The sequence below is a fragment of the Meridianimarinicoccus roseus genome (assembly GCF_003172915.1).
GTDB lineage: Bacteria > Pseudomonadota > Alphaproteobacteria > Rhodobacterales > Rhodobacteraceae > Meridianimarinicoccus > Meridianimarinicoccus roseus.
This window is the reverse complement of sequence record NZ_QGKU01000038.1, coordinates 106,349-130,531: the sequence shown is the minus strand read 5'-3', so window position 1 is coordinate 130,531 and position 24,183 is coordinate 106,349. Positions and strand designations below refer to the sequence as shown.

General features: G+C 65.2%; 20 protein-coding genes. 8 read left to right on the top strand and 12 right to left on the bottom strand.

Annotated features, from left to right (window positions below):
* Positions 1-200: 200 nt before the first annotated feature.
* From DKT77_RS12405 to DKT77_RS12375, 7 genes are all read right to left on the bottom strand, one after another.
* The gene (locus DKT77_RS12405) at positions 201-452 is read right to left on the bottom strand and encodes a hypothetical protein (protein ID WP_476638804.1); all 252 of its coding nucleotides are present in this window, start codon (positions 450-452) and stop codon (positions 201-203) included.
* A complete protein-coding gene (locus DKT77_RS21015) occupies positions 449-880 on the bottom strand; it encodes a hypothetical protein (RefSeq protein ID WP_238547854.1) in 432 nt (143 codons plus the stop codon). Before DKT77_RS21015 ends, DKT77_RS12405 begins: the two co-directional genes overlap by 4 nt.
* Positions 877-1,404, bottom strand: a complete 528-nt coding sequence (locus DKT77_RS12395; protein WP_109812010.1) for a hypothetical protein — start codon at positions 1,402-1,404, stop codon at positions 877-879. Before DKT77_RS12395 ends, DKT77_RS21015 begins: the two co-directional genes overlap by 4 nt.
* Positions 1,401-4,892: a toprim domain-containing protein gene (locus DKT77_RS12390; RefSeq protein WP_109812009.1), complete on the bottom strand. Its 3,492-nt coding sequence runs from the start codon at positions 4,890-4,892 to the stop codon at positions 1,401-1,403. Before DKT77_RS12390 ends, DKT77_RS12395 begins: the two co-directional genes overlap by 4 nt.
* A gap of 399 nt (positions 4,893-5,291) precedes the next feature.
* Positions 5,292-5,636, bottom strand: a complete 345-nt coding sequence (locus DKT77_RS12385) for a type II toxin-antitoxin system RelE/ParE family toxin (protein WP_109812008.1) — start codon at positions 5,634-5,636, stop codon at positions 5,292-5,294.
* Positions 5,636-5,893: a type II toxin-antitoxin system ParD family antitoxin gene (locus DKT77_RS12380; RefSeq protein WP_109812079.1), complete on the bottom strand. Its 258-nt coding sequence runs from the start codon at positions 5,891-5,893 to the stop codon at positions 5,636-5,638. Before DKT77_RS12380 ends, DKT77_RS12385 begins: the two co-directional genes overlap by 1 nt.
* 73 nt (positions 5,894-5,966) lie before the next feature.
* On the bottom strand, positions 5,967-6,677 hold the full coding sequence (locus tag DKT77_RS12375) for a hypothetical protein (protein WP_109812007.1): 711 nt from the start codon (positions 6,675-6,677) through the stop codon (positions 5,967-5,969).
* A gap of 387 nt (positions 6,678-7,064) precedes the next feature.
* Between DKT77_RS12375 and DKT77_RS12365 the strand changes: the two genes are divergently transcribed.
* From DKT77_RS12365 to DKT77_RS12355, 3 genes are read left to right on the top strand one after another with little or no spacing between them, the layout of a single operon-like run.
* Positions 7,065-7,517, top strand: coding sequence for a DUF2924 domain-containing protein (locus tag DKT77_RS12365; protein ID WP_109812005.1), 453 nt, complete (start codon positions 7,065-7,067; stop codon positions 7,515-7,517).
* Entirely contained in the window at positions 7,514-8,824 is a 1,311-nt protein-coding gene (locus DKT77_RS12360; RefSeq protein WP_109812004.1) for a recombinase family protein, read from the top strand. Before DKT77_RS12365 ends, DKT77_RS12360 begins: the two co-directional genes overlap by 4 nt.
* Complete coding sequence (locus DKT77_RS12355; protein WP_109812003.1) at positions 8,821-9,225, top strand: hypothetical protein; 405 nt, start codon at positions 8,821-8,823, stop codon at positions 9,223-9,225. Before DKT77_RS12360 ends, DKT77_RS12355 begins: the two co-directional genes overlap by 4 nt.
* 24 nt (positions 9,226-9,249) lie before the next feature.
* Here the strand turns inward: DKT77_RS12355 and DKT77_RS12350 are convergent, their stop codons facing one another.
* Positions 9,250-10,221, bottom strand: a complete 972-nt coding sequence (locus DKT77_RS12350; protein WP_109812002.1) for a hypothetical protein — start codon at positions 10,219-10,221, stop codon at positions 9,250-9,252.
* Positions 10,222-10,340: 119 nt separating this feature from the next.
* Between DKT77_RS12350 and DKT77_RS12345 the strand changes: the two genes are divergently transcribed.
* From DKT77_RS12345 to DKT77_RS12325, 5 genes are all read left to right on the top strand, one after another.
* Entirely contained in the window at positions 10,341-11,480 is a 1,140-nt protein-coding gene (locus tag DKT77_RS12345) for a hypothetical protein (RefSeq protein WP_238547853.1), read from the top strand.
* Between the two features lie 23 nt (positions 11,481-11,503).
* Positions 11,504-12,436 carry an IS5 family transposase gene (locus tag DKT77_RS12340; RefSeq protein WP_109812001.1) on the top strand — a complete coding sequence of 311 codons (933 nt, stop codon included), beginning with the start codon at positions 11,504-11,506 and terminating at the stop codon, positions 12,434-12,436.
* Positions 12,437-12,643: 207 nt separating this feature from the next.
* Positions 12,644-13,831, top strand: a complete 1,188-nt coding sequence (locus DKT77_RS12335; RefSeq protein ID WP_109812000.1) for a hypothetical protein — start codon at positions 12,644-12,646, stop codon at positions 13,829-13,831.
* A gap of 36 nt (positions 13,832-13,867) precedes the next feature.
* Positions 13,868-15,457 carry a TULIP family P47-like protein gene (locus DKT77_RS12330; protein WP_109811999.1) on the top strand — a complete coding sequence of 530 codons (1,590 nt, stop codon included), beginning with the start codon at positions 13,868-13,870 and terminating at the stop codon, positions 15,455-15,457.
* Positions 15,387-16,925, top strand: a complete 1,539-nt coding sequence (locus DKT77_RS12325) for a TULIP family P47-like protein (protein WP_238547852.1) — start codon at positions 15,387-15,389, stop codon at positions 16,923-16,925. Before DKT77_RS12330 ends, DKT77_RS12325 begins: the two co-directional genes overlap by 71 nt.
* Here the strand turns inward: DKT77_RS12325 and DKT77_RS12320 are convergent.
* From DKT77_RS12320 to DKT77_RS12305, 4 genes are all read right to left on the bottom strand, one after another.
* Positions 16,922-17,536 (bottom strand): hypothetical protein, encoded by a 615-nt coding sequence (locus DKT77_RS12320; RefSeq protein WP_109811997.1) that lies wholly within the window; start codon positions 17,534-17,536, stop codon positions 16,922-16,924. The genes DKT77_RS12325 and DKT77_RS12320 overlap by 4 nt on opposite strands.
* 723 nt (positions 17,537-18,259) lie before the next feature.
* Positions 18,260-21,916, bottom strand: a complete 3,657-nt coding sequence (locus DKT77_RS12315) for a vitamin B12-dependent ribonucleotide reductase (protein ID WP_109811996.1) — start codon at positions 21,914-21,916, stop codon at positions 18,260-18,262.
* 347 nt (positions 21,917-22,263) lie between these two features.
* Positions 22,264-23,616 carry a TRAP transporter large permease gene (locus DKT77_RS12310; RefSeq protein ID WP_109811995.1) on the bottom strand — a complete coding sequence of 451 codons (1,353 nt, stop codon included), beginning with the start codon at positions 23,614-23,616 and terminating at the stop codon, positions 22,264-22,266.
* Positions 23,613-24,161 (bottom strand): TRAP transporter small permease, encoded by a 549-nt coding sequence (locus DKT77_RS12305; RefSeq protein WP_238547851.1) that lies wholly within the window; start codon positions 24,159-24,161, stop codon positions 23,613-23,615. The genes DKT77_RS12310 and DKT77_RS12305 overlap by 4 nt, the downstream gene beginning before the upstream one ends.
* Between the last annotated feature and the right edge of the window lie 22 nt (positions 24,162-24,183).

Genomic DNA, 24,183 nt, shown 5'->3' with positions numbered 1-24,183 from the left:
ATCATTGCGCTTTCCGGGCATCCGCCGGACACCGGATTCCGGGGTGGCTTCCCAAAAAAACGACCCTGTCGCTGGCGATATTGCGCGCTGCGCCCTCCCGTATACGTGTTGGCCCAGAAGGAACCAGAAACTTCAACGGGTTGGCGGGGTGGACCCCGACTGGACCCCGGTGTGGATTCCAGGGTCCAGAGGGAGTCCGGTCACGGCTGGGGCGCATCGGCCTCGCGGTTTCTCGGCCCATACAACTTCTCACCCAGCTGTCGGATCAGTTCCCGCTCTGGCCAGCTGAGACGCTCGTCGTCGATGGAGATGGCCAGCACGCCGTTCGGCGGGCTTACGCGGCCCCACTGGGGCCACGGTCCCGCCTCACCCCGCCAGCCGTCGCGTTTGACGCGGTCCGCGTCGCGGCGCTCGCCGCCATAGCCCGGAGGATGCCAGCGCATGGTCTTCATGATGCACCTCCCGTGTTTCCGTCCAGCACGCTGGCAGGAAAAGCCGAAGTCGGCGCGTCCGGGTCTCTCGCCCTACCCAGATGCGGGGCGCCGAATTCGCCCCCAGTTTTCTGGGCGTCCGACGGCGCTACGGTGATCTTGCCTGCGAACCGCGCCTGGCGCTTGGCGCGTTCTTCGCCGCCGAGAGGTCTGCGCCACGGGTTCTTTCCCATCCGGAACGGCCAGCTGGGGCAATCCACGGCCGTGCAGAGCCGCACCTCCTTCGCCGAGCCGTTGCAGCAATCGAGGCATTTCAGCCGCAGGGCGCGCAGCGGCGAGACACGGGCGTGGCCCAGAAACTCCAGCTCGTGGGCAGACATGGTGCGAGGATCCCGGCCGATGTCCTCACCGTCCAAGCGTTCGAGACCGATATGGCGATGCTGGCTCATGTCCGGCCCTCCTGCCTGGCCCGCTCCATGGCCGCGCGGGCCTGCTGGGCCCGGCGACGGTCGCGGTCGTTGTCGAGGTCGATCCGGCTCTCGCCCGTTTCGCGACCGATATGGCTGCCCTTGCCGTGGCGCGCCCAGGCGATGAAGGCGTTGCCGATCCTGCCGTGGAGCGCGATCAGGGAGCTCTGGTTGGCGACCCCGATGAGCGGGGCGAGGTGTCGGGAGAGGAAGGGCAGCCAGTCGGCCGGGTTCGGGACGATGACATGCTCCACGAAGGAGAGCGGCGTCTCGATCAGCACGAAGACGCCGTGGATCTCGCTCGGCCAGAACCGGATCTCGAGCGCGCCGCCCAGCAGGCCCTCCTCGGTCAGGAGCGTGTGCTCGCAGTCGAGCACGCGGTCGAAGGCCCGGTGGAAATCGCCATGCTCGGTCTCGCTCAATCTTTCAGCCTCGCGGTACCAGTCGGGCAGGTCCGTGTCGTGGAAGCGGCCGGCGTCGTAGAGGCGCAATCTGTCGTAGCTCATGCCTCGGTCTCCTTTTCTGGTTGGGGGTGGTGCGCGTGTCGCTGGGCAGCGGGCTTTGCGGCCTCCAGCCGTGTGGACAGCGCGTCGAGGGCCGCACGGCGCGCGGCAAGAACGGCCTGCATGCTGGCGGTCAGGCGGGATGCGAGAGCGTCGAGATGCGCAGCGTCGGCGGGATCGGGCGCGTCGAGGTCGGCGCCCACGCTGTGACAGATTTCGAAGCTGGCGAGCGGCCCGAGCCGGTTGGTGAGCCAGGCTTCCGGGTCGGGGATGCGGGAGAGATCGACGCGGGCGGTGCGGGCACGATGGCCGGGACCTTCCGGGCGATAGGTCACCTCCGCCGAGGATGGGGACATTCTGCTATTATGGAGGTCTCTATAATAGTCATTTGTCCCCTTCCTCTGGCCGTCCTTCTTCGCGGCCTCGCGGGTCGGCCAGAGCTCCGGGAAGCATGCGGCCATGTCGGCCGCGTTCTCGAGCACGATGCCAGTGAGCGCCATCAGGTCACGCCGGGTCGGGCGGAGGTCGGCCCACGGCACCAGCGCGTCGACGGTCACCGGCAGGACCACGTCCGTGAGCAGGTCGATCTCGAGCGGTGTGGCGGCGGTGCGATTGACGCCGCGCCCGCGGCCCATCGCCTGGATCAGCTCGCCCTCGCAGATGCTCCAGCGCACCGACTCGACGATCGGATCGGCGTGTTCCTCCATCGCGAGCGGCGCGGTCCGGTCGCCGGCGAGCCGCACGCGGCGCTCGACCGTCGGATACCACCAGCCCGCGTCCGCCGGGTTGGGCGCGGGCTCGCGACCGGTCAGCGCCATGGCATTGAGTTCGACCGTTCGTGGCGCAGGTAGCGTGCGACCGAGGATCACCATGCCGCCGATCCCGCCCCAGCGGTCGAGCCCGCTCAGCGCGTTGAAATGCACCGCCTCGACCCGCGGCGGCAGGCCGGCCGATCGCAGGGCGTCGATGGCGGCCTTCTGTCCGATGACGAGCAGATCGACCGCCTGGCCGGGGCGATGGCACTGCCGGGCCCGGAGGTCGATCCAGGCGCGGAGGTCGCGCAGCCGGGTCGCCGCGGCCTTGCGGTCGCGCTCGGGCGCATTGTCGGCGGGCGTCAGGGCGCGGGCCGAGGTCGGGCTGCCGGTCACCTGGCGGATGCGGACATGGGGCTGGCGCGCGGCGACGGGCGCGCCGATGTCGATCCGTGGCAGGTAGGTCTGCACCAGTTCCGGGCGCAGCGTCGCGTCGAGATGCAGGATCGGCGCCTGGACCGCCCAGCCTTTCCTCATGGTGCTGCGCCAGCGCAGGCGGAGCGCGCGGACGGAGCCCGCCTCGGTCATCTCGTGCACGAGCTCCGCGCCGGCCGCGTCATGGCCGTTCTCCAGCGCCTCGGCGAGGATCAGCCAGAGCGTGGCGCAACGCCCCGTCGGCGCCCACGGCTCGCCCGCCGGCGGCAGGACCGCCTCGATCCGCTTGCGCCGCTCGACCGGCGACATGCCCGGACGCAGGCCCGCATCGCGCATCCGGCGACGTTCCAGCGTCGCGGCATGGCGGCAGTCCTCCGGGGTGAGACCGACGGCTTCGAGGAGACCCAGACGCAGCGGACCCGGCTCCGTGACCCGCAGCGCCTTGCAGAGCCGCTCGCGCGCGGCGATGAGGTCGGCCGTGGCGCCGACGTCCATCTTGCCCTTGCCATTGTAGCAGGTAAGCGAGGTGCGGCCGGGCTCCAGCCCGTCCTGCGTGAGCGTCGCCTTGCCGTCGAGACCGCGCAGGCCCGACTGCCAGAAGCCCTCGTCGATGACGAGCAGCCCGACTTCGCCGATGGCCTGCGGCTTCATGTGGAAGAGGCTGTCATGGGCGCAGACGATGACCTGCGCCGCCTGCGCCAGCGGCTTCTGGCGCTGGTAGCCGCAGTCGTGGAACCACGGGCAGAGCAGCAGTTCCGCCCCGTTCTTGACCTTGCAGCAGCTCTGCTCGACCGGATGCTCGATCTCGAGCGCGTCGAAGGTCGCCTCGGTGTCGAGGCACATGAGCTGGTCGGGATTGTCGTCGGTCGGATCGGGCGCGGTGCGGCCTTTCCAGAGCATGGCGTTGAGGCCGAGTGCTTTGAGCTCCGCGACCTGCTCCGCGCCGAGATCGTGGCGCGGGACGGCATAGACGACCTTGCGCGTGCCGATCCCGCCCGAGCCGATCAGCTCGGCGATGGCGGTGCGCGCGTTCGAGGTCTTGCCGAGACCCACATCGACCGGCAGGCCGAGAAGCGGCGGCAGCGCCGCGCGCGCCACCACGTTGAAATCCAGCGGGTCGCGATTGGCGTCAGGGTTCGTCGCCTCCTCCTGTGCGGCCTCGACGGCCGCCCAATAGTCCGGGATCGCGGCCATGAATCGGTCGATCGCCTCGGCGAGGCTCGCGCGGGCCTCGTCCGGCGTGAGGACCGGTGCGGGATAGGTCGGCGGGGGCGGCGGAATCCGGGCGGCACCTGCCACGAGCGCCGCGACGGCGTCCGGTCCCTCGGCGCAAAAGAGGTCGTTGGCATCACCCGGGCTGTCCGGCACGGCCAGACGGCCGTCAACCGCGAGCGCGACCTTGCGGGCTGCATCGACGCCGGCGTTGCTGTCGCGGTCGGGCTTGAGGTCGTTGTCGGCGACGACGACGAGGTCGGCGTCTGGGAACCGGGCGCGCAGCGCCTTGGCGACCGGCATCAGGTTGCCCGCGTCCATGGCCACGATCACGGTATGGCCGGTCGCCATGTGCAGGCTGGCGCCGGTCGCCCAGCCCTCGCAGACCAGGACAGGGCCTGCGGGCTCCCCGAGCGGCCCCGGCTCCGCGGCCACCACGGCGAAGTGCCCCTTCTTCGCGCCACCAGCCAGGAAACGCTTGGCCCCGTCCGGCGCGATGGTCTCGAGACTGTGGATCCGACCGTCGATGTCCTGCAACGGCACGACGAGCCGGCGGCCGGCGTCCATGCGCAGGGCGAGCGGCGCGGCCTGCTTGGCGACAAGATAGGGATGGTCCTCCGGGGCGGGCCGGGCGCTGTCCCAGATCCGGGCCGCGCGTGCGGCGGCCTCATCCGCGCGGTTCGGCGCGGGCGCGGTGTCGTCATCGGGAGGAGTCTCGCGCGGCGCCGTGGCCGGTGCCGTGGGCGGCTCGCCCGGATCGTTTGCGGGCGTTGCTCCCGGTGCCGACCGCTGACGAGCCGGCCGGGGCAGCGCCGCCATGCCGATCCGGTCGGCAATCCAGTCGGTGGCATCCTCGCGCGCCATGCCGAGGTCGCGGCCGACGAGATCCGAAAACCAGCCGCCCCGGCCTTCCTCGTGATCGAACCACATCCCCGCCCGCGCGCCACCGACGACGACCGACAGGCTGCCCTTGCGCCCCCAGCGCCACTCCTGGCCCGCGCGGAAGGTGGGCTTGCCCAGAAGCTCCACCGCGAGCTCCGGCACGCGCGCGCGCAGCTCGGCATCGAAGGCCCGCCAGTCCCACCCGCTCATCGCCGCCCCCGCGGAACGGGAGCACGCACACCGGTGGGCCGATTGGCCGATGCGGCATGGCGCAAGAAGTTGCGGAGACGGGCGGACACGGGGCTGCGGAACCGGTTGAAGGGCGTCGTTGCCCTCGGTTCTGCCGCGCATCAGAGCGCTCTCGCGACGTCGGAACCGGTCCGCCCGGCCGCAAGCCATCGCGCCGGAAAGGGGTGACCCCTTCAAGCAAGATATTGAAATCACATCAGTTCATGGGTGGAGCCCAAGGGCCAAATGACCGGTCCAGAGCGCCCCTGGCAGCGGTGCCCGATCAGAGGGGTGATCCCTCGTCCGCGCGAACAGGGTGAACGGTTCCGCCCTTCATCGGGAAGCCGATGCCGTGGGCTCACCCCTTGGAGTTGGCCACTGTCAGGGCTGTTCCGGATCCTTCGGCGGACCCAATGCCGCCAGCCGTCGCGAGAGGTCAGAGCGGCTGTGGAGCACGTCGACGACGATCACCTGCTCCGGCATCTCGACGAACACGATGAAATGCTGCCCCGCCCGCGTGACGCGCAGATCCTCCGGCAGGTCAGGATCGATGAGTCGGCGGCAGTCCTGCGAGGGTGCTTCACCGGACGCGATCGCGGCGCAGCGCGCGATGAGGTCTGCCTCGTATGCCTCGGCCTGGCGCGGCCCGAAGGTCTCCAGCGTCCAGCGGGCAATCTCGACGAGCGACCGTTCCGCCTGCCGCGTCAGCCGCCACGGCTTCGGCATCAGGACGCGGTGCGCGTGGCGGCAAAGGCCCTGCGGATCGCGTCCTCACCGGAGCCCTCGGCGAGCACACCCGAGCGTGCCTCCTCCAGCCCCGCGGCGAGCCGGTCACGCAAGGCGGTCATCTCCGCCTCCTCGCGCTCCAGCAGACGAAGCCCGGCGCGCAGCGCCTCCGACGCATTCTGGTAGCGGCCATCGGCAATCAGTCGGTCGATCAGGTCGGTCTGGCTGTCGGTCAGGACGACATTGCGGGTCGGCATCAGCATCTCCCTCGAGCGCATTGGCAATATATGCCAGTCACTGCGCGATGTCGACCAGCGGAGGCGGCGCGCGTCAGCCGGTCTGCCGCAGATCCGGGCCCATTACCCGCTTGGCCCCGCCGCGCTGCGCCGACGGCAGCCGGATCAGCGTGGCCATGGCATCGGCGAGCTTGTTCGACACGGGCTCGCCCTCGATCTGCTGCTCGAGGAACCAGTCGACGAGGCAGTCCTTCTTGCCCTGCGTCTCGGCCGTGATCCCGAACTTCGCGATCGCCGCCTGCATCAGCTCGAGATAGGGTGTGGTGTACGGTGCCGCGCCCGCACCCTCTGCAGGGCTGACGACCTCGGGAACGTAGTCCGGCCAGATCGCCTTCACGAGAAAGCGCGGCATGCGGATGTCGATGAACTCCCAGTCCCGCGCGGCCAGGCGCCCCAGATGGCACTGACCCTCCCGCCACTGCTCGGGTCGGATGCTGGTGTGGTAGCCCGAATGCAGGCCGAACCCGCTGCTCGCGCCGTAGCCCCAGCCGTTCGGCCGATCCTCGGTGTAGCGGCCCTGCGCGATGAGATCGCCGTCCCGCAAGGCGACCAGCAACTCGTTCTCGGCCTCCGCCTTCCAGGCGATCTTCGGATCCTGCGGCGGGTTCCAGTGGTTGTGTGCGGGCACGGGCTTCGGCGGCGCCTTGGCCGCCTCGGCTGCGCGCCGCGCGACGGTCACGGTTTCCACATGGGCCAGCGCCTCTGCGTAACTCCATTGGGTACGGTCGAGCGATTGCAGCGACATCGGCGGCCTCGTGATTCATGCGGGATGACATGAACATAATGGGAACGCCCAAACCGCTCAACCCATTCCGATGGCGCGAGGGTGGAGGGGTTCACCCTCGCGAGGCGAGCGCGGGGTGACCCGTTCCGAGGTCGCGGGCGGCGGCGCAATGCGGCACCGATGGAGCATGATGTTCGATCCCGGTCCCATCCGTCGCCCCAATCCGCTCGCCCCCTCGGCGATGACCCCCGCCGAACGCCGCGCCGAGCTGTGCGGCCTGCTGGCGCTTGGGTTGGTCCGGTTGCGGCTGCGAGAACGGGGCGAACCTTCTGACGAGACTGGAGAAATGCGCCTACACTCTCCGGCCGACCGATGCCGTCATGCAACTCCAACTCACCGGAGAACCGCATGACGACCCACGATCCCATCCCCGCGCGCCTGGCCGCGCTGAAGACCGCGACGACGCCGGAGCTGAAGGCGCAGTGGCGTGATCTGTTCGACAGCGAACCACCGCCATTCAACCGCCGCTACCTTGAATCCCGCCTGGCCTACCGCATCCAGGAACTGGCCTATGGTGGGCTGAAACCGGAGACGATCCGGCGGCTGGAACGGCTGGGCGAAGAGCTCGACGGTGGCGACCGAAAGAAGAGCCGGATGCGCGCCGACACCATGCCCATCGCCGGCACGCGGCTGATCCGCGAATGGCAGGGCGTCGAGCACGTCGTCACCGTCACCGCAGACGGGTTTGAGTGGCAAGGGCGGCCGTACAAGTCGCTGTCGGCCATCGCGCGCGCCATCACCGGCACGCGCTGGAACGGCTGGGTGTTCTTCGGGCTCAAGAACCGGAGGGCGCGGACATGACGAAGCCCATCGTGCGTAAGCGGCGCTGCGCCATCTACACCCGAAAGTCCTCCGAGGAAGGGCTCGAGCAGGAGTTCAACTCGCTCCACGCCCAGCGAGAGGCCTGTGAGGCATACATCGCCAGCCAGCGGTCGGAAGGCTGGGTGCTCGTCCGCGATCAGTATGACGACGGCGGCATCTCGGGCGGCACGCTGGAGCGGCCCGGCCTGCAGCGGCTGCTGGAGGACATCGAGGATGGACTGGTCGACGTGGTGGTGGTCTACAAGATCGACCGCCTCAGCCGCTCGCTCGCGGACTTCGCCAAGCTGGTCGAGGTGTTCGATCGGAACGGCGTGACCTTCGTCTCGGTCACGCAGTCGTTCAACACCACCACGTCCATGGGCCGGCTGACGCTGAACATCCTGCTCTCGTTCGCGCAGTTCGAGCGCGAGGTGACCGCCGAGCGTATCCGCGACAAGGTCGCCGCCAGCCGGAAGAAGGGCATGTGGATGGGCGGTGTGCCGCCCTACGGATATCGCGTCGAGAAACGGAAGCTCGTCATCGAGGACGAGCACGCCGAACACGTCCGCTGGATCTTCGCCCGGTTCCTCGAGATTGGATCGGGCACGGAACTGGCTCGCGAGGTCGCGAAACGCGGCATCCGCACGCCGCGCGGCAACCGGATCGAAAAGAAGTACCTCTATCGGATGCTGAACAACCGCGCCTACATCGGTGAGGCGGTCCACAAGGGCAAGAGCTATCCCGGCGAGCACGATGCCATCATCGACCGCGAGACGTGGGACCGGGTCCGCGCCATCCTTCAGGAAAGCCCGCGCAAGCGTGCCGCGCGCACCCGCGCCGAGACGCCTGCGCTGCTGAAGGGGCTGCTGTTCGGCCCAGATGGCGCGGCGTTCTCGCCGACGCACACCCGCAAGGGCGACAGGCTCTACCGCTACTATGTCAGCCAGACGGTGCTGAAGTACGGCGCCGGATCCTGCCCGGTCGGCCGCGTGCCCGCGGGCGAGATCGAGGCCGCGGTTATCGACCAGCTACGCGTCGTGTTCCGCCAACCGGAAATCGTTGCAGGAACTTGGAAGATGGCGCGCGCATACGCCGACGACATCACCGAGGCAGACGCTGGCGGGGCCTTGCAGCAGCTCGATCCGCTGTGGGACGAACTCTTCCCCGCCGAGCAGGCGCGCATCGTGGCGCTGCTGGTCGAGCGCGTGGACATCGGCACGGAGGGGCTGAACGTGCGCTTGCGCGTCGACGGCCTCGGCAGTCTCGCGCGCGAGATGCTGGCCGGTGGAATCGAGGCTGCCGCATGACCCGCGGGGCTCCGATCCCCGACACGGTGACGGTGCATGTGCCATTCCGCATCGCGAAGCGCGGCGGGCGGAAGGAGATGCAGATGCCTGAAGGCGCTACCCAGCCGCGGCGCGCGGACAACACGTTGGTCAAGGCGCTGGCCCGTGCATTCCGATGGAAGAGGATGCTGGAGTCCGGCGAGTTCGCGTCGATTTCCGAACTGGCTGAGCAAGAGGGCATCGCCTTCACCTACATGGCGCGGCTGATGCGCCTGTCGCTGCTGGCCCCGGAAATCGTGGATGCCATCATGGACGGCCGCCAGCCTGAGAGTGTTACGCTCGCGAACCTGATGGATCCCTTCCCACTCGACTGGAAGGAACAGCAGATGCAATTGCTGCAACGCGGAACGAGCGAGCGGTGATGTCAGACACCATCACTGCAGCGTTCACGTCCAGATTTCGCCGGCTCGGGTCGTGAAGGCCTTCTTGGCGTCGACATCTGCGACGAACTCAGACCACAAGTCCTTGCCCAGCTTTCGACGCGCGAAGGCGCCTGCCATTGTGAGAAACGCCTTGAGCACAGCGTGCATGTCTTCCACGTACCCGGAAAGGATCGTCTCGGTGCCGGAGCCGTAAGCGAGGAAAAGCGCCTCGCGATAGTTCGCCTTGCCGCGGTAGCGGGCTGCTTGGTGAACAAAACCCATGGACCTACGCTTGAACCACTCGTCCCGCAGTGCCCTCGCGTCTTTCGAGCGGAAGTTGCTGACGCCCAACTCCTTGAAGGCGCGATTGTCTTTCAGGTCCTCCTCCGTCTTCCACGCGTACCACTTCGCAGATCCCGACAGATAGCCGGCAGCGGCGCCCAGCGCGTCGTCCTTCGTCACCGGGCGCGTCTGGAGCTTCCCGGTACTGCCATTGCGCAGTGCATCGACCTCCGCCTTGTAGGTCTTCTCCACGAGACTGCTCACTCTCCAGCTGAACGGCGCCATTGCAAGGCCGCGACTTGCGATCTGCTCGTCCCACAACTGAGCCGTTCCAGCATGATCCTCCTTGAAAGCCCCGGATTTTGCGGCGGTCATCGCGCTCGCGGCATTGGCGATACCGTAGTACCAGGCCAGCACGCCAACCCGCGCGTAGTCCGCGGCCGTCGTTCCGCTTCGGAACTGGTCGAGGGCGGAAAGATGGTGGAGCCCGAGGAAGAGCTGCTCGAGCACGGTGTTCTCGACCCAGACATCCATCTGCCGCTTTCCTTCCTTCCCGTAGAAGGCAGTCGCGGTCCCGAAATCGATCCCTTCGTCCTCCGCAAGGAATCGCAGTGCGCGCATCCAGTTGACCGTCGACGGCAGTGCGAACTGCGGATCGGGCTTTCCGCCCCTCTCGTTGATGGTGCCCTGCTTGATGATGCGGTCGTACAGCATGGTTTCTCGATCTGACGTAGAGGATTGCCACGCCGGATCGGCGGAATCGGGCGTGCAAAACAGAGACTCGCGCGATAGTCTTCTGGAAAACAAGCCCTTTTCGTGAGTGCCCGTCCCGCATGTCCGACAGTCTGACCGACCTGATCCTTTCCCTCACCCCCGAAGATGGCTCCTCCATCGGCAACGGCGCGATGATGGCGCTGCTGCGTGAGCGCGTGCCGGGCCTGACTGATGACGACTACGCCGCCGCGCGCGATGCGCTGGTCGATGACGGGCTTCTGGCCCGTGGCCGTGGGCGGGGCGGGTCGATCATGCGGGTGGTCGATGCTGACGAGGATGAGGACGGGTTCGAGCTGACGCCGACCGACGAGCCCGCGCCGCGGCAGCGTGCCGCCTCTCGCGGCAAAAAGGCTGCGCGAAAGCCGAACGGCCCCACCCAAGTGCTCAGCTACCGCCACGACGAAACCCGGGTGAACAACCCCGAGGTCGGGATGGTCCATGCCGGCACCGATCCGGATGGCGAGAAGACGGTCTGGGCCTATGACCCGCATCTCGACCCTGTGCTGAACTTCGACAGCGCGCGGGCGGGAATCGAAAAGCTGATCGACGATGCAATGGCCAGCGACGATCCCGAACGCATGAAGGATGCGTTGCAGGAGCTGAAGCGGCTGCAGGCGCCCTATCTGAACTGGACGGGCAAGGCGGAGCGGACGAGCGTCGAGGTCGATACCGTCTCGCTGCATGTCCATGAGCGGGTGGACCCTGCGACGATCCTCGCCAACGCTGCGAAGAGGCTGAAGGGGAAGGACGCGGCCACGCAGTGGCGGCAGCCAGACCTGTTCGCGGCGCCGTTCGAGAACCTGCCGCTGCGCCAGGCGCTGGATTTCTACCACCACGAAAAGGGCTGGTCGAACCGGCTGGTGGCGGGCGACAGCCTGCTGGTGATGAACTCGCTTCTGACGAAGGAGAGCATGGGCGGCAAGGTTCAGATGATCTACATCGACCCGCCCTATGGCATCAAATACGGGTCGAACTTCCAGCCCTTCACGAACAAGCGCGACGTGAAGGACCGCTCGGACGCCGACCTCACCCAGGAACCCGAGATGATCAAGGCGTTCCGGGACACCTGGGAACTCGGCATCCACTCCTACCTCACCTATCTGCGCGACCGGCTGATGCTGGCGCGGGAATTGCTGACCGAGAGCGGATCGGTGTTCGTGGCTCTGTTGCACAAATCGCGTGAGGGATTCATCTCGTGAATCCAGCGTGGTAGCTGGGATGTATGAGCAGACCCATACCCCCGACCTACAAGACCAGGAACTGGCCAGCCTACAATGAAGCGCTCAAGCGCCGGGGCTCGCTGACGATCTGGTTCGACCCCGAGATGAGCTGGGATGCCGCGCCGACAGGCAAGCGTGGCCGCCAGCAGACTTACAGCGATACTGCCATCCAGACGTGCCTGACGATGAAGGTGGTGTTCGGCATGGCGCTCCGACAGACGACCGGGTTCGTCGAGAGCTTGCTACGGCTGGTCGGCCTGAAGTGGGCGGTCCCCGACTTCAGCACACTATCTCGCCGCCAGAAGACCTCGGCCGTGAACATCCCCTACCGCGGCTCCAAGGGGCCGTTGCACCTGCTGATCGACAGCACCGGGATCAAGGTCGAAGGTGAAGGCGAGTGGCACGCCCGCAAGCATGGCGGCCCGAAACGGCGGGTCTGGCGCAAGATCCACCTCGGGATCGACGAAGAAACGCTGGAGGTTCGGGCTGTCGAGATCACAGGGAGCCACATCGGTGACGCGCCGATCCTACCCGACCTTCTCGACCAAATCCCGCAGGACCAGGAAATTGGCAGCGTCACGGCGGATGGCGCCTATGATACACGTAAATGCCACGATGCCATTGCCGACCGCGGCGCCCATGCCGTTATCCCGCCCCGCAAGAACGCGAAGCCCTGGAAGACGATCACCGCCGGAGCCGTGGCGCGAAACGAGGCCCTGCGCGCGGCGAAATACCTGGGCCGCGCGCTCTGGCGAAGATGGAGCGGATACCACCGCCGAAGCCGCGTCGAGACAAAGATGCATTGTGTGAAGTTACTGGGCCAGCGGCTCATGGCACGGGACTTCGACCGCCAGGTCGCGGAACTCCAGGTCCGCATCGCCGTCCTGAACGGCTACACCGCGCTCGGCATACCCGTCACGGAAGCTGTGGGATAAGTGTGTCTGGGGAAGGGGGTAGTCCGGCCTTCACACTCTTTGCGCAACAAAGCCCCGTAGGGGACAGTTACAGTATCAACGCCTAGCCGCGGATGAAAACTCTCAATCTGGAGGAAGAATTAGTTGCAAGAGCATCGGTTCTGGGCCAGCGTGATGTAATTCTTTTGAATATACTCATCGTTCTTCATACGGTGGATCGGAGACCGTGTGAAGACAGGTGAGTGGGACGTCATCGGCGCGATGACCTTGGACACAGCGACCGCTGTGATCGCTGAACGTCTGACGAAGGACGCCTTGGCATTCCGGACCGAGTCCCAAGGACTGCTGGACGAGACCACCACGACGATGACGGGTCGGATCGAACCTCCGAGGCTCATCGACGGGACAGGCGGGTCCGTCACCGTCGAGATCGAGATAGCACAGGGCGAGATCGAGAGCGGGGACCAGAAAGCCTCTCTCGCCGGGATACGCCTCAGCGTCAGCGGGACGCTGGTTAGTGTGATGGACAAGAAAGGCCTCGCCGGGTTTGGGCTTGCGGAGTTCGCGCCCGACGCAGGGCGGCAACAGGCGGCCGTCGCGATCACGAAGGGGCCGGATATCGGGGCCGACTTCACGGCGCGGGTCGAGACTGGCATGGCCTCTTGGCTAAAGGCTAATGGACCCGCCTTGTTCTATCCGTTGCTGCCCAGTTGCCCGGGGTTCGCCGACCAACAAGACGCTTGGCACTATGCAGGCGGCAAGGCGGTCTGTCAGCAGCGTGCCTCGCACACGGGGGTGACGCTTGCCATCGGTCTGGCATCTCGGGCCTATCCGAAGGACGACAGCGTCCTGATCGACGCCGATCTGATCGCAGGCTCGGCAGATCTTGCCGTTGTGTGCTCCGACGTGGTCACCAGGTACTTCCGCGAAGCCCTGCAACATGTCTTCGCCATGGACGCCGGCCGACGCTCGCGGCACGTCGATCTTGGAGATGTCCATGTCCAGTACAGGGTCCGGGACATCACGGTACAGGACGAGAGGTTGGAGGTGCACGCCGACTGCCTCATCGACGTCCGAGCCCCCATTGTTGGCCGTCAAACCCTCATCGAAGCCGTCACCATGCGGTACTCGGTCGTCTTCGACCACGTCGCCCAGGAATTGAAGATCAAGAAGACCCGCCACAAGATCCTTGATCGGCACGTCAGCGATACCTTCGTCTTCACCATCATGCGGGTCATCTTTGGCGTCAAGATCGTCGACGATACCGACCTTTTTCAAGGCACGGCAGAGGTCTCCTTTCCATTGCACCACAGCGACGGACAGCAGCATGTCCTCGGCAAGGCCTTTCCGCTTGACTTCGTGCCCGATGAGGGCGGCTTGCGCGGCGCGATGTTTTTCCGCCGACTCTCAAAGTGACACCACACGCTCCATTCCAGAAGGAAGGACCCCGATATGACCGAAACCGTGGCGGCCAACACCGGCGGTTGGGATGTCGTCAGCGCAATTACCTTTTCCGCACTGAACGCCCATCTCGCGACCGACAGCAACTTCAGTGATATCGGGTTCGAAAAAGAGATTGCAACGCTTATAAACGGCCGCTTTGCAACCGCAGGAACATTCGCCTTCTGGCGGTTTGGAAACGGTGCGAACGGGGACACGATCAGTTTGGAAGGTGTCGTCGAGGCGGGGTCGATCACCGTTGGGGCGGAGGATGATGCGGTCACCATCGATCTGACGGGCGTGATCATCCGCTTCGACCTGCCCCTCGATCTGTACACGCGCGCCGACGGCCGGACCAAGTATTTGGGCGTCGACCGCGATACCGTCGGGATCACCGTCGCCGAGATTGATCTGCCGTGCGATCAGCATGCCGATGCCCTGCGCAGCCTGATGATCGAATGGGCCAAAGACCATTTGCCCGATTTCGCGAAACCGCTCGCCGTCGTCGATATCAGCGGCGATTTCGCGGGCTCCTCGGGCGCGATGGCGTGGATTACCCCGACCGCGGCGCATTTTTCCGTTGCGACCGCCATCGAAGATCCCTCCCTGCCACCGGATCAACGGCGCAAGAAATTCGAGGACGAAAGCGTGCTTGCCGTTCTTACCATGACCGAAAACCGGGTGCCGCCGACCACATTCGCCGCGACACCGGCCTTCGTGCCCAACGGCTCCCATGTCGGTGTCCTGATCGACGCGGGCCGAATGGTCGAAAAAATGTTGCTGCCCCACATCGTCACCCTGTTCCCGGGATCGACCGAGGCGGATTTCGACATCACCTCGGACGGCTACGGACTGACCAACACGCGGCAGATCAAGGCCCACGACTTTCAAAACAGTGATGGCGAGACCTTCAAGCCACTGGTCGAACCTCAGGGCTTCAAGCTGCTGGTTGACGGGGATGTGATCCAGCTCGATTTCGACTATTTCCACTTCTACCACGGCATTGTCGGCACAGACGTCATCATAACCCGCAAAGGGGCGTCTCGCCTGTCGCTTGGTGCGGATGGCAGCCCCGAGTTCGAGCTGGAGGCGCTCAGCGGCAGTGTGACGACCTCCAACCCTGATTGGATCCTCATCGCCGGGATCACCCTCGATGTCATCGCCATCGTGGCCATCGTGGCCGGTGTCGGTCTGGAGGCTGCGGCCATTCGCGAGTCGGAGACCGCGGGGCAGATGGCGATCTCGATGTCGGATATCGGTGCGGCGAATGTCGGATCGGGCGGGAGTGACGCGGCGGGCGCCGCCGCGTCCATGACGGCAGGTCGTGCCGGCACCAGCTTTGTCGCGCAGGCCTCGAACTTCATGAATGCGCACAAACTGGCCATCGTTGTCGCGATCGCCGCGACCGGCATCGCAGGAGGGACCCTGACCGTCCTGAACTACGCGACGCTGCTGACGGAGAAGGGAAAGGTGAAGCCCGAGCTGTTCGACGATCTGCTCAAGGAGGTGTCGACACCCGTGGAGTGGCCCAGTGCGGGCACGCTGCGCCTGCGCTCGCTCGCCTTCAACGACGGCCTGCACCTGGGCGGGGAACTGGCCTGAGCACAGTCTCGGCCGCGGATGGGAAGGACATGCTTTGGAAATTACCGCAAACAGTCTCGGATGGGACACCGTCTTTTCTCTGCGATTGAGCGAGGCCAACCGGCAGATTGATATTGCCGGATCGACGCCCGAGGGCTTCTCCATGCCGCTTCCCGACAATGAAACGTATACCCTCACCATCGGTTTTGGTCGCTGGGCGCTGTCGGAGCGAAGCTCCGGAACACGGGCACATCTGACCATGCCACTCGATGTCTGGACAATTGCAAAGGCGGACGACGGGACGGTCATTTTTGACGGGGCCGGCAGTAGTGTCGATACTGCGCTGGATATGGAGTTCGTTGCGGCCGACAGACTGGCCGCGCCGGACGAGGACTTCGAACGCTACCATTTGCGTCTGGCCAGCCCTCAGGGCCGCAACTACCGCCCCGCGCAGGTTCAGTTAACGCTTGGCGAAGGCGTCAAGGACCATCCCGATGTGAACGGTGGACTCCGGCGCGCGCTGGAGACGTGGCTCAACACCCATCTCGACGTCTTCGACCACATCTTTGCCGAGCTGGACATCACGACGAAGCTCGCCCGCGGTGATTTCGCGTGGATGCAGCCCACGGATATGGCCTATGCCTTCAGCGAGGCCGAGAAGGGGCACGAAGCCGATGCGATTCTGGCCGTCTTGTGCATGACAGGGGGGCGAAAGGCCGAAGGCCGGGCGCTCTATGTGTCGGGGGACATGATCACCATCGGTCATGTCGCGTCTCTGGTGATCGGATCGCAGCGTTTGCTCGACAGCGTCGTCGTCCCGATGATGTGCAGCGTCTTTCAGGGCATCCAGCCCAACTTTTTCGAGCTCGACCGGGACGGAATGGGAATTCGCCTCATGCACCGGGCCCGTGTAAAGCCAACGCCCGTTCTGGGAATGCGCTGCGAAACATGGCTGGATGAACTTTCAATCCGCATCGAGGCCGACCAACTCGCTATCGAGTGTGAGACGAAGGTCATCACGCCGCTCGGGGCTGCGACGAACAATTCCTCCGGAAACTATGGCGTGTTGATGAGCGAGGATGCGGATGGGAACCCGACACTGAGCCTCGAGAAGCTTCAGGGCGGGTTCCAAGTGTCCAAATTTCAACTCAGCGTTGAAATGCAGATGTTCGAAAAGGTCGCGATGATCGCTGGCGCGACACTGGGTGTGATGTCCGTCTTGGCGCCGGGGCCTTTGCTGGCCGGATTCTGCATCGGGCTGGCAATCGTGGCCGCAGTATCGCTGCTTGTTCTCGATATCGCAAAGCTGGTGCTCAAGGATATTGCGCCCAGTTTCGACGGTTTGTTCGAGATGAACCTCAAGCCCCTGCGCTGGACGGGGCTTGGCGTGTTCGAGGTGACGGAAGTTACATTGAGCGACAGCCTGCGCCTTGCCGGATACTTTCCGCCCCCCGAGACGGACGAGACCGCCAAGATCGCGGCGCCCTAGGCCCCCGAGGACCGGCGTCGCCCAAGCGCCATAAGTCCCCCGGCAGCGGAGATCAGCAACAGCACAGAGGCCGGTGCCGGAATGGCGGTCGTCTCGACCTCGAACAGCAGAGCGTCTCCACTCAGCCGCGCGATGAAATCGCTCGATGCCGGGAACCCGGCCAAGATCGGGGAGGCGGCGTATTGCAGCCCGATATCCCCGGGGCTGTTTTCGATCACGGTCGGGGTGCCGGACTCGCCCCATGTTGCAAAGCCGCTGGTGACGGACACACCCAGATAATAGGTGCCGGAGGGCAGACTCAGCCCCGAGAACAACTCTGATCCGGTGATGTTCTCCAGCGCGAACCAGTCCACAAGGTTCGCGAGGGAGCTTCCCGTCCCGACATCGTTGGTCAGGAAAACCTCGCCTTCGCACGCGGCACAGTCGATCGGCGCGGAGACCGAAATCGCAGAGGTTGCGTCCGATAACGAAAAGCTAATGGCAACCGCTTCGGTCGCGTTGATGAAGCGGGTGTCTTGTGTGGTGTAGTCCAAGACAGCCGCCAGCGTCACGGCCTGCGCCTGAACGGCAAGAAACGCTGTCAGGCCAAGCGTAAGGGCCAAGGATTTCATGCCGGTTCCCGTTCGATAAGTGTAACGAAAACTACATCTGATCGGCTGGCGAAAAGCAAGGAATGACCCGTACCGGGCCTGATCCTGATCCCATGCAGCGCCATTCGCACCGCACAGTGCCTCATTCTTGGGCGTTGCCTGCGCGCCCATCGCGGCCAATCCCGAACGTTGCAAGCCCACTAAGGAGCGACGCATGGGGGCCTTCAGGACATGGCTCGGCGTGGGCCGCCTTGCCCCTTGTGCCAGTGACTGCAAGGCACGCGATGCGAGGCAGGAGGTCAACGGCGCACAGGCTCCGCGCGGGGGACACCAAAGATCTGCGGGCCAGCGGGTGCGTTGCGGATCCGCTCGAGAGTCTCGTCGTCGCCGTCCGATTTCATCACATTTGCGATGAGATGGTTTATCGTCTCGTCGAATAGCTCGTCCGTTCTCGGTGCAGCGCTTGGAACTCGGCCGCAATGGTCTGTTCGAAGGCAAACTGCCGGACTCTCCCCATAACCGTCGTGCGGCAATGGCGCGGATAGCGGAACGGCTTGATCGGTGGGATCGGGATTCGAACCCTCGGTTCGGTTCAGCCATCAGCAACGCTACGAACAATTGAAAAGGGGCGGCTTGGCCGCCCCTGGTATGCTTTTGGCTCATTTGGGCGGAACTTTGCCCGTTCGGGCAAGACTATGCCCGTCCCTGGGAGCAACTATGCCCGCCACACCACCGCCACACCAGTCAGCTACACCCGCTCGTATCTCCGCAGGTATTGCATTTCATGCAGGTGCCGTTGCGCACCAGCGTGTAGTTGCCGCACTCGCCGCAGGGGTCCCCCTCGTAGCCCTGGATGCGGGCCTTCGCGCGTGCGTCCATCGCAGTGCCGCCGAGCGTGCCGCCGGTATCGATCGCCGTCGCCGCGCCTTGTACGGAAAACCCGGTCTCAAGCGCGACCGCACTGCCAGCGCCGCCCTGCAGCAGCACCAGTTCCTGCGGCATCCGCTTGCGCAGATACCCGGTCGAGGAAATCTGCTTGAGCACTTCAAGCGACTTGCTGGCAGCAGTTTCGCTGACCGGCGCGATGTTGGGCCTGCCTTCGGTCTCCCCGCCGCCGAGATCGTCGAAGGCCGCGCCCTCGGGCTTCACATGCGCAAGGTCGGTTCGGTCGAGATAGCTGACCGCAAGTTCGCGGAAAATGTAGTCGAGGATCGAGGTCGCGTTGCGGATCGCCTCGTTGCCCTGCACCATCCCCGCAGGTTCGAACCGGGTGAAGGTGAAGGCATCCACGAACTCTTCCAGCGGGACGCCGTATTGCAGCCCGACCGACACGGCGATGGCGAAGTTGTTCATCATCGCCCGGAAGCCTGCGCCTTCCTTGTGCATGTCGATGAATATCTCGCCAAGCTGTCCGTCCTTATATTCGCCGGTACGGAGATAGACCTTGTGACCGCCAACAATCGCCTTCTGGGTGTAGCCCTTGCGCCGCTCGGGCAGCTTTTCGCGGTGCGAGCGGACGACCTCCTTGATGATCACCTTCTCGATGATCTTCTCGGCCAGAACCTGCGCCTTTGCCTGCGGGCTGCCCGATGCCAGCACTTCTTCAGCCTCGTCGTCATCCTCGACCAGCGCCGCCGCGAGCGGCTGGCTCAGCTTCGATCCGTCACGATAGAGCGCGTTCGCCTTCACACCCAGCGACCAGGACAACTCGTAGGCGCGCTGGCAATCCTCGATGGTCGCGTCATTGGGCATGTTGATCGTCTTGGAGATTGCGCCCGAGATGAAGCTTTGCGCCGCCGCCATCATGGTGATGTGGCTGTCCACGCCAAGGTAACGGCGCCCTTTCTTGCCGCAGGGATTGGCGCAGTCGAACACCGGGTAGTGGTCGGTCTTCAGGTGCGGCGCGCCTTCCAGCGTCATGGTCCCGCACACATGGTCGTTGGCAGCCTCGATCTGCTGGCGCGTGAAGCCGAGCGACGTCAGCATGTCGAAGGTCGGATCAGCCAGCTTGGCTGCCGGAATGCCCAGCACGTCGGTGCAGAACTCCTCGCCCAGCGTCCACTGGTTGAACACGAAGCGGATGTCAAAGGCCGAAGGCAGCGCAGCCTCGATCTTGTCAATTTCGGCCGCGCCGAAACCGTGGCCCAGCAATGCCGTGTGATTGATGCCCGGCGCATTGCCGAGGGTGCCGTGACCAACAGCGTAGCTGACGATCTCCTCGATCTGCGCGGGAGCGTAGCCCAGCGTTTCAAGCGCGGCCGGAACCGAGCGGTTGATGATCTTGAAGTATCCACCGCCAGCGAGTTTCTTGAACTTCACAAGCGCGAAGTCCGGCTCGATCCCTGTGGTGTCACAGTCCATCACAAGGCCGATCGTGCCGGTCGGCGCGATCACTGTTGCCTGCGCGTTGCGGTAGCCATGTTTCCGCCCAAGCGCGAGCGCCTCGTCCCATGCGCGGGTCGCAAGATCCACCAGACGCGCGTCGGGGCAGTTGGCATGGTCCAGCGGCACCGGGCGGACCGCAAGCCCTTCGTAGCCGTCCGCCTTGCCATGCGCCGCGGTGCGGTGGTTGCGGATCACCCGTAGCATGTGTTCGGAATTGGCCGGGTAGCCTGGGAAGGCGCCAAGTTCTCCCGCCATCTCGGCCGAGGTCGCATAGGCCACGCCCGTCATGATCGCGGTCAGCGCACCGCACAGCGCCCTGCCCTCGTCGCTGTCATAGCTGTGCCCCATCTGCATAAGCAGCCCGCCGATATTGGCATAGCCAAGACCCAGCGTGCGGAAGTCGTAGGACCGCTGCGCGATCTCACGGCTGGGGAACTGCGCCATCAAGACACTGATCTCAAGCGTGACGGTCCACAGGCGCGCTGCGTGGACGTACTCCTCGGCTTGGAACTGCCCGCCGCGGTAGAAGGTCAGCAGGTTCATAGACGCGAGGTTGCAGGCCGTATCATCGAGGAACATGTATTCCGAGCACGGGTTCGAGCCGCGGATCGCGCCGTCTTCCGGGCAGGTGTGCCACGCATTCACGGTATCGTGGAACTGGATTCCCGGATCGGCGCAGGCCCAGGCGGCATGGCCGATCTGTTCCCAAAGATCTCGTGCCTTGATGGTCTTGGCGACCTTGCCGTCGGTGCGGCGGATCAACTCCCAATCGGCATCGTCCCGCACAGCCTTCAGGAAGGCGTCGGTCACGCGGACGGAGTTGTTTGAGTTCTGCCCCGACACGCTGGAGTAGGCCTCGCTGTCCCAATCCGTGTCATAGGTCGGAAACTCGATGCTGTCATAACCCTGCTTGGCGTAGTCCAGCACGCGCTTGACATATGTTTCGGGGATGGCAGCCTTCTTAGCCGCCTTGACGGCGCTTTTCAGCGCGTCGTTGGCCTTGGGGTCCACGGCGTCCTCAAGGCTGCCATCCCACCCACGGATTGCGGCGAATATGTCGTTCAGCCGCGCCTCATGGGTCTTGCTTCCAGCGACCAGCGACGCGACCTTCTGCTCCTCGATCACCTTCCAGTTGATAAACTGTTCGATGTCGGGATGGTCCGCGTCGCAGATCACCATCTTGGCAGCGCGCCGGGTTGTGCCCCCCGATTTGATCGCACCCGCTGCCCGGTCACCGATCTTCAGGAAACCCATCAGACCGGATGACCGCCCACCGCCCGAAAGGGCCTCGCCTTCCCCCCGCAGGGAGGAGAAGTTCGTCCCGGTGCCGGACCCGTACTTGAACAGCCGCGCCTCGCGCACCCACAGATCCATGATGCCGCCGTCGTTGACCAGATCGTCGGCGACGGACTGGATGAAGCAGGCATGCGGCTGGGGGTGTTCATAGGCGGAAGCCGACTTGGTCAGTTTCCCGGATTTGTGGTCGACGTAGTAGTGCCCTTGCGACGGGCCGTCGATGCCGTAGGCCCAGTGCAGCCCGGTGTTGAACCATTGCGGGCTGTTTGGGGCCGCACGCTGGGTCGCCAGCATGTAGCGCATTTCATCGAAATAGGCGCGGGCGTCGGCTTCCTTGGTGAAATAGCCGCCCTTCCAGCCCCAGTAGGCCCAAGCGCCCGCCAGCCGGTCGAAGACCTGCACGGCCTTCGTCTCGCCGCCGAAACGCTGGTCTTCGGGGAGCTTGGCCAGCGCGTCCTCGTCGGGGACCGACCGCCACAGGAACTCGGGCACGCCCTTTTCACGGACTTTCTTAAGGGCGGCGGCAACGCCGGCCTTGCGGAAATACTTCTGTGCCAGCACGTCGGACGCGACCTGCGACCAGCTTGACGGAACCTCCAGCCCTTCCAGACGGAAGACCACGGTGCCATCCGGATTGCGAATTTCCGACGTGGTGGTCGCGAAATCCAGATCGGCGTAGGCGTCTGCGGTGTCGCGGGTGAATTTGCGTTCGATTCTCATTGTCGGCCCCTGTGCAGGTCATTGTTCTTCGGCGTCGTCCCGGCGCAGGGCACAGACAGCAGGGCGGTGCGGGTGACCCCGACAGCTTGTGCGTTGCGCCTCTAGATACTGGGAAGTCCACCACATATGGTGGCGCCATGCGTTACGAACACAAATAAGCCGCAATCCGCCACGAGGGTCAAACAAACTTTTACCTAAATCTGGTGTTTGTTTGGGTTGACTGCCACAAGATCGCCGGTGCGACTCAAAACGTTCACAAAGCGTTAAAAGCCGAGGCACCGGTTTAACCTTTTGTGCATGCTCGACGGGCCCGGCCTGGCTCCTTGCGCGATACGTACGCCCGAAGCTCAACCGATCAGGCCGACAAGCCACAGGGACAAGCCCGGAAACGCCACCAGAAGCGCGACGCGCAGCAGGTCCGACACGATGAAGGGCGCAACGCCGCGATAGGTCACGCCAAGCGGAACGTCGCCCGCGATGCGGTTGATGATGAAAAGGTTGAGCCCCACCGGCGGCGTGATAAGCCCGACTTCCACCACGATCAGCGCGAGCACACCGAACCAGATCGCCGTGCCCTCCGGGCCCAGCCCGAAGTCGAGGCCTTGCACGATCGGGAAGAACACCGGGATCGTCAGCAGGATCATCGACAGGCTGTCCATCACGCAGCCAAGCCCAAGATAGCACAGCAGCATCAGCACCAGCACCGTCAGCGGCGCGGCACCCTGCGCGGTGACCCATTCGGCCAAGGCCTGCGGTGCCTGGGTGAACGCAAGGAACGTGTTGAACACCTGCGCGCCCAGAAGGATGGCGAAGATCAGCCCGCTCGCGACGGCCGTCTCCAGCACCGCGTCGATCAAATCGCGCACCGTCAGACCGCCCATCGCCAGCGCCGCCAGCGCCGTTGCCAACACGCCGACCGCCGCGCCTTCGGTCGGCGTGAACAATGCCTGCACACCGGGCCGTACCCAGTTCCAGTCGGCGACAATGCCACCCATCACCAGGGAGAAGATCGCGACCACCGGCCAGACCTGCAACAGCGCGGCCAGCCGTTCAGGCCCGGCCATGCGCGGCGCGCGCGGCGCTGAGGCGGGATCGCGCCACACCATGACGCGCACCGTCAGCACATAGCCCAGCACGGCCAGCAGCCCCGGCACCAGCGCCGCGGCGAACATCTTGACGATGTTCTGTTCCGTCAGGATCGCGTAGATCACGAGGATCACCGAAGGCGGAATAAGGATACCCAGCGTGCCGCCTGCCGCCACCACCCCGGTGCTCAGTCCGTCGGAGTACCCGCGGCGGCGCAGTTCCGGCAGAGCCACCTGCCCCATGGTCGACGCGGTGGCCAGCGACGATCCGCAAACCGCACCGAACCCCGCCGACGCGCCGACCGCGGCGATCGCCATGCCGCCGCCACGATGCCCGACCAGCGCGGCTGCCCCGCGGAACAGCGCCGCGCTCATCCCAGATTTTGATGCGATCTGCCCCATCAGCAGGAACAGCGGGACGATCGACAGCGAATAGTTGGCGAACGTGTCGAAGCTGAGCGTCTTGAGCTGGCTCAGCGTGCCGTTCGGCGTGCCGGTGACGATCCACGTCCCCAGGAACCCGGTCAGCCCCATCGCCGCCGCGATGGGCAGACGCAGGAAGATCGCGCCCAGCATCACCGCGAATCCGCCAAGTGCGAGGGCGAGACCGCTCATACGGCCGGTTCCTCTGCGCCGCGGGCAACCCAGCGTACCGAACGCGCCACGGTATAGGCGCATACGGCAACAAGCCAGACCGCGCCCAACAGCGCCAGCGCATACGGCACCCACACCGGAAGCTGCAATTCATAGGTCGTCTCGGGAAAGAAGGGCGGCGCGCCAAGACCAAGCGCGTCGCGCAGTGCCGGGCCGCCATGCGGGAACTTCTCGCCAAAGCCACGGGCCAGTTGCAGCGCGATCACACCGCTGCAAAGCGTCAGCGCGACATTGCCCAAAAGCCCAAGCAGCGCATGGCCGCGCGGACCGAACCGCTCCGACAGAAGGTCCACCGTGACGTTGCCGCGCCGCAACTGGCACAACGGAAGGAACCAGAAGACCGCAATGGCACAACCCAGTTGCACCAGTTCAAAATCGCCTGTCACCGGCGCCAGCCCGAAGGGCGACAACGCCCGGCCGATCACCGAGCCGACAGTGACGCAGGCCATCCCGACCAGCACAAGCCCGCCCGCGAGGGCCAACCCCTGCGAGACCCGTTCAATCACCCGACCGATCCGTCCGGTCCCC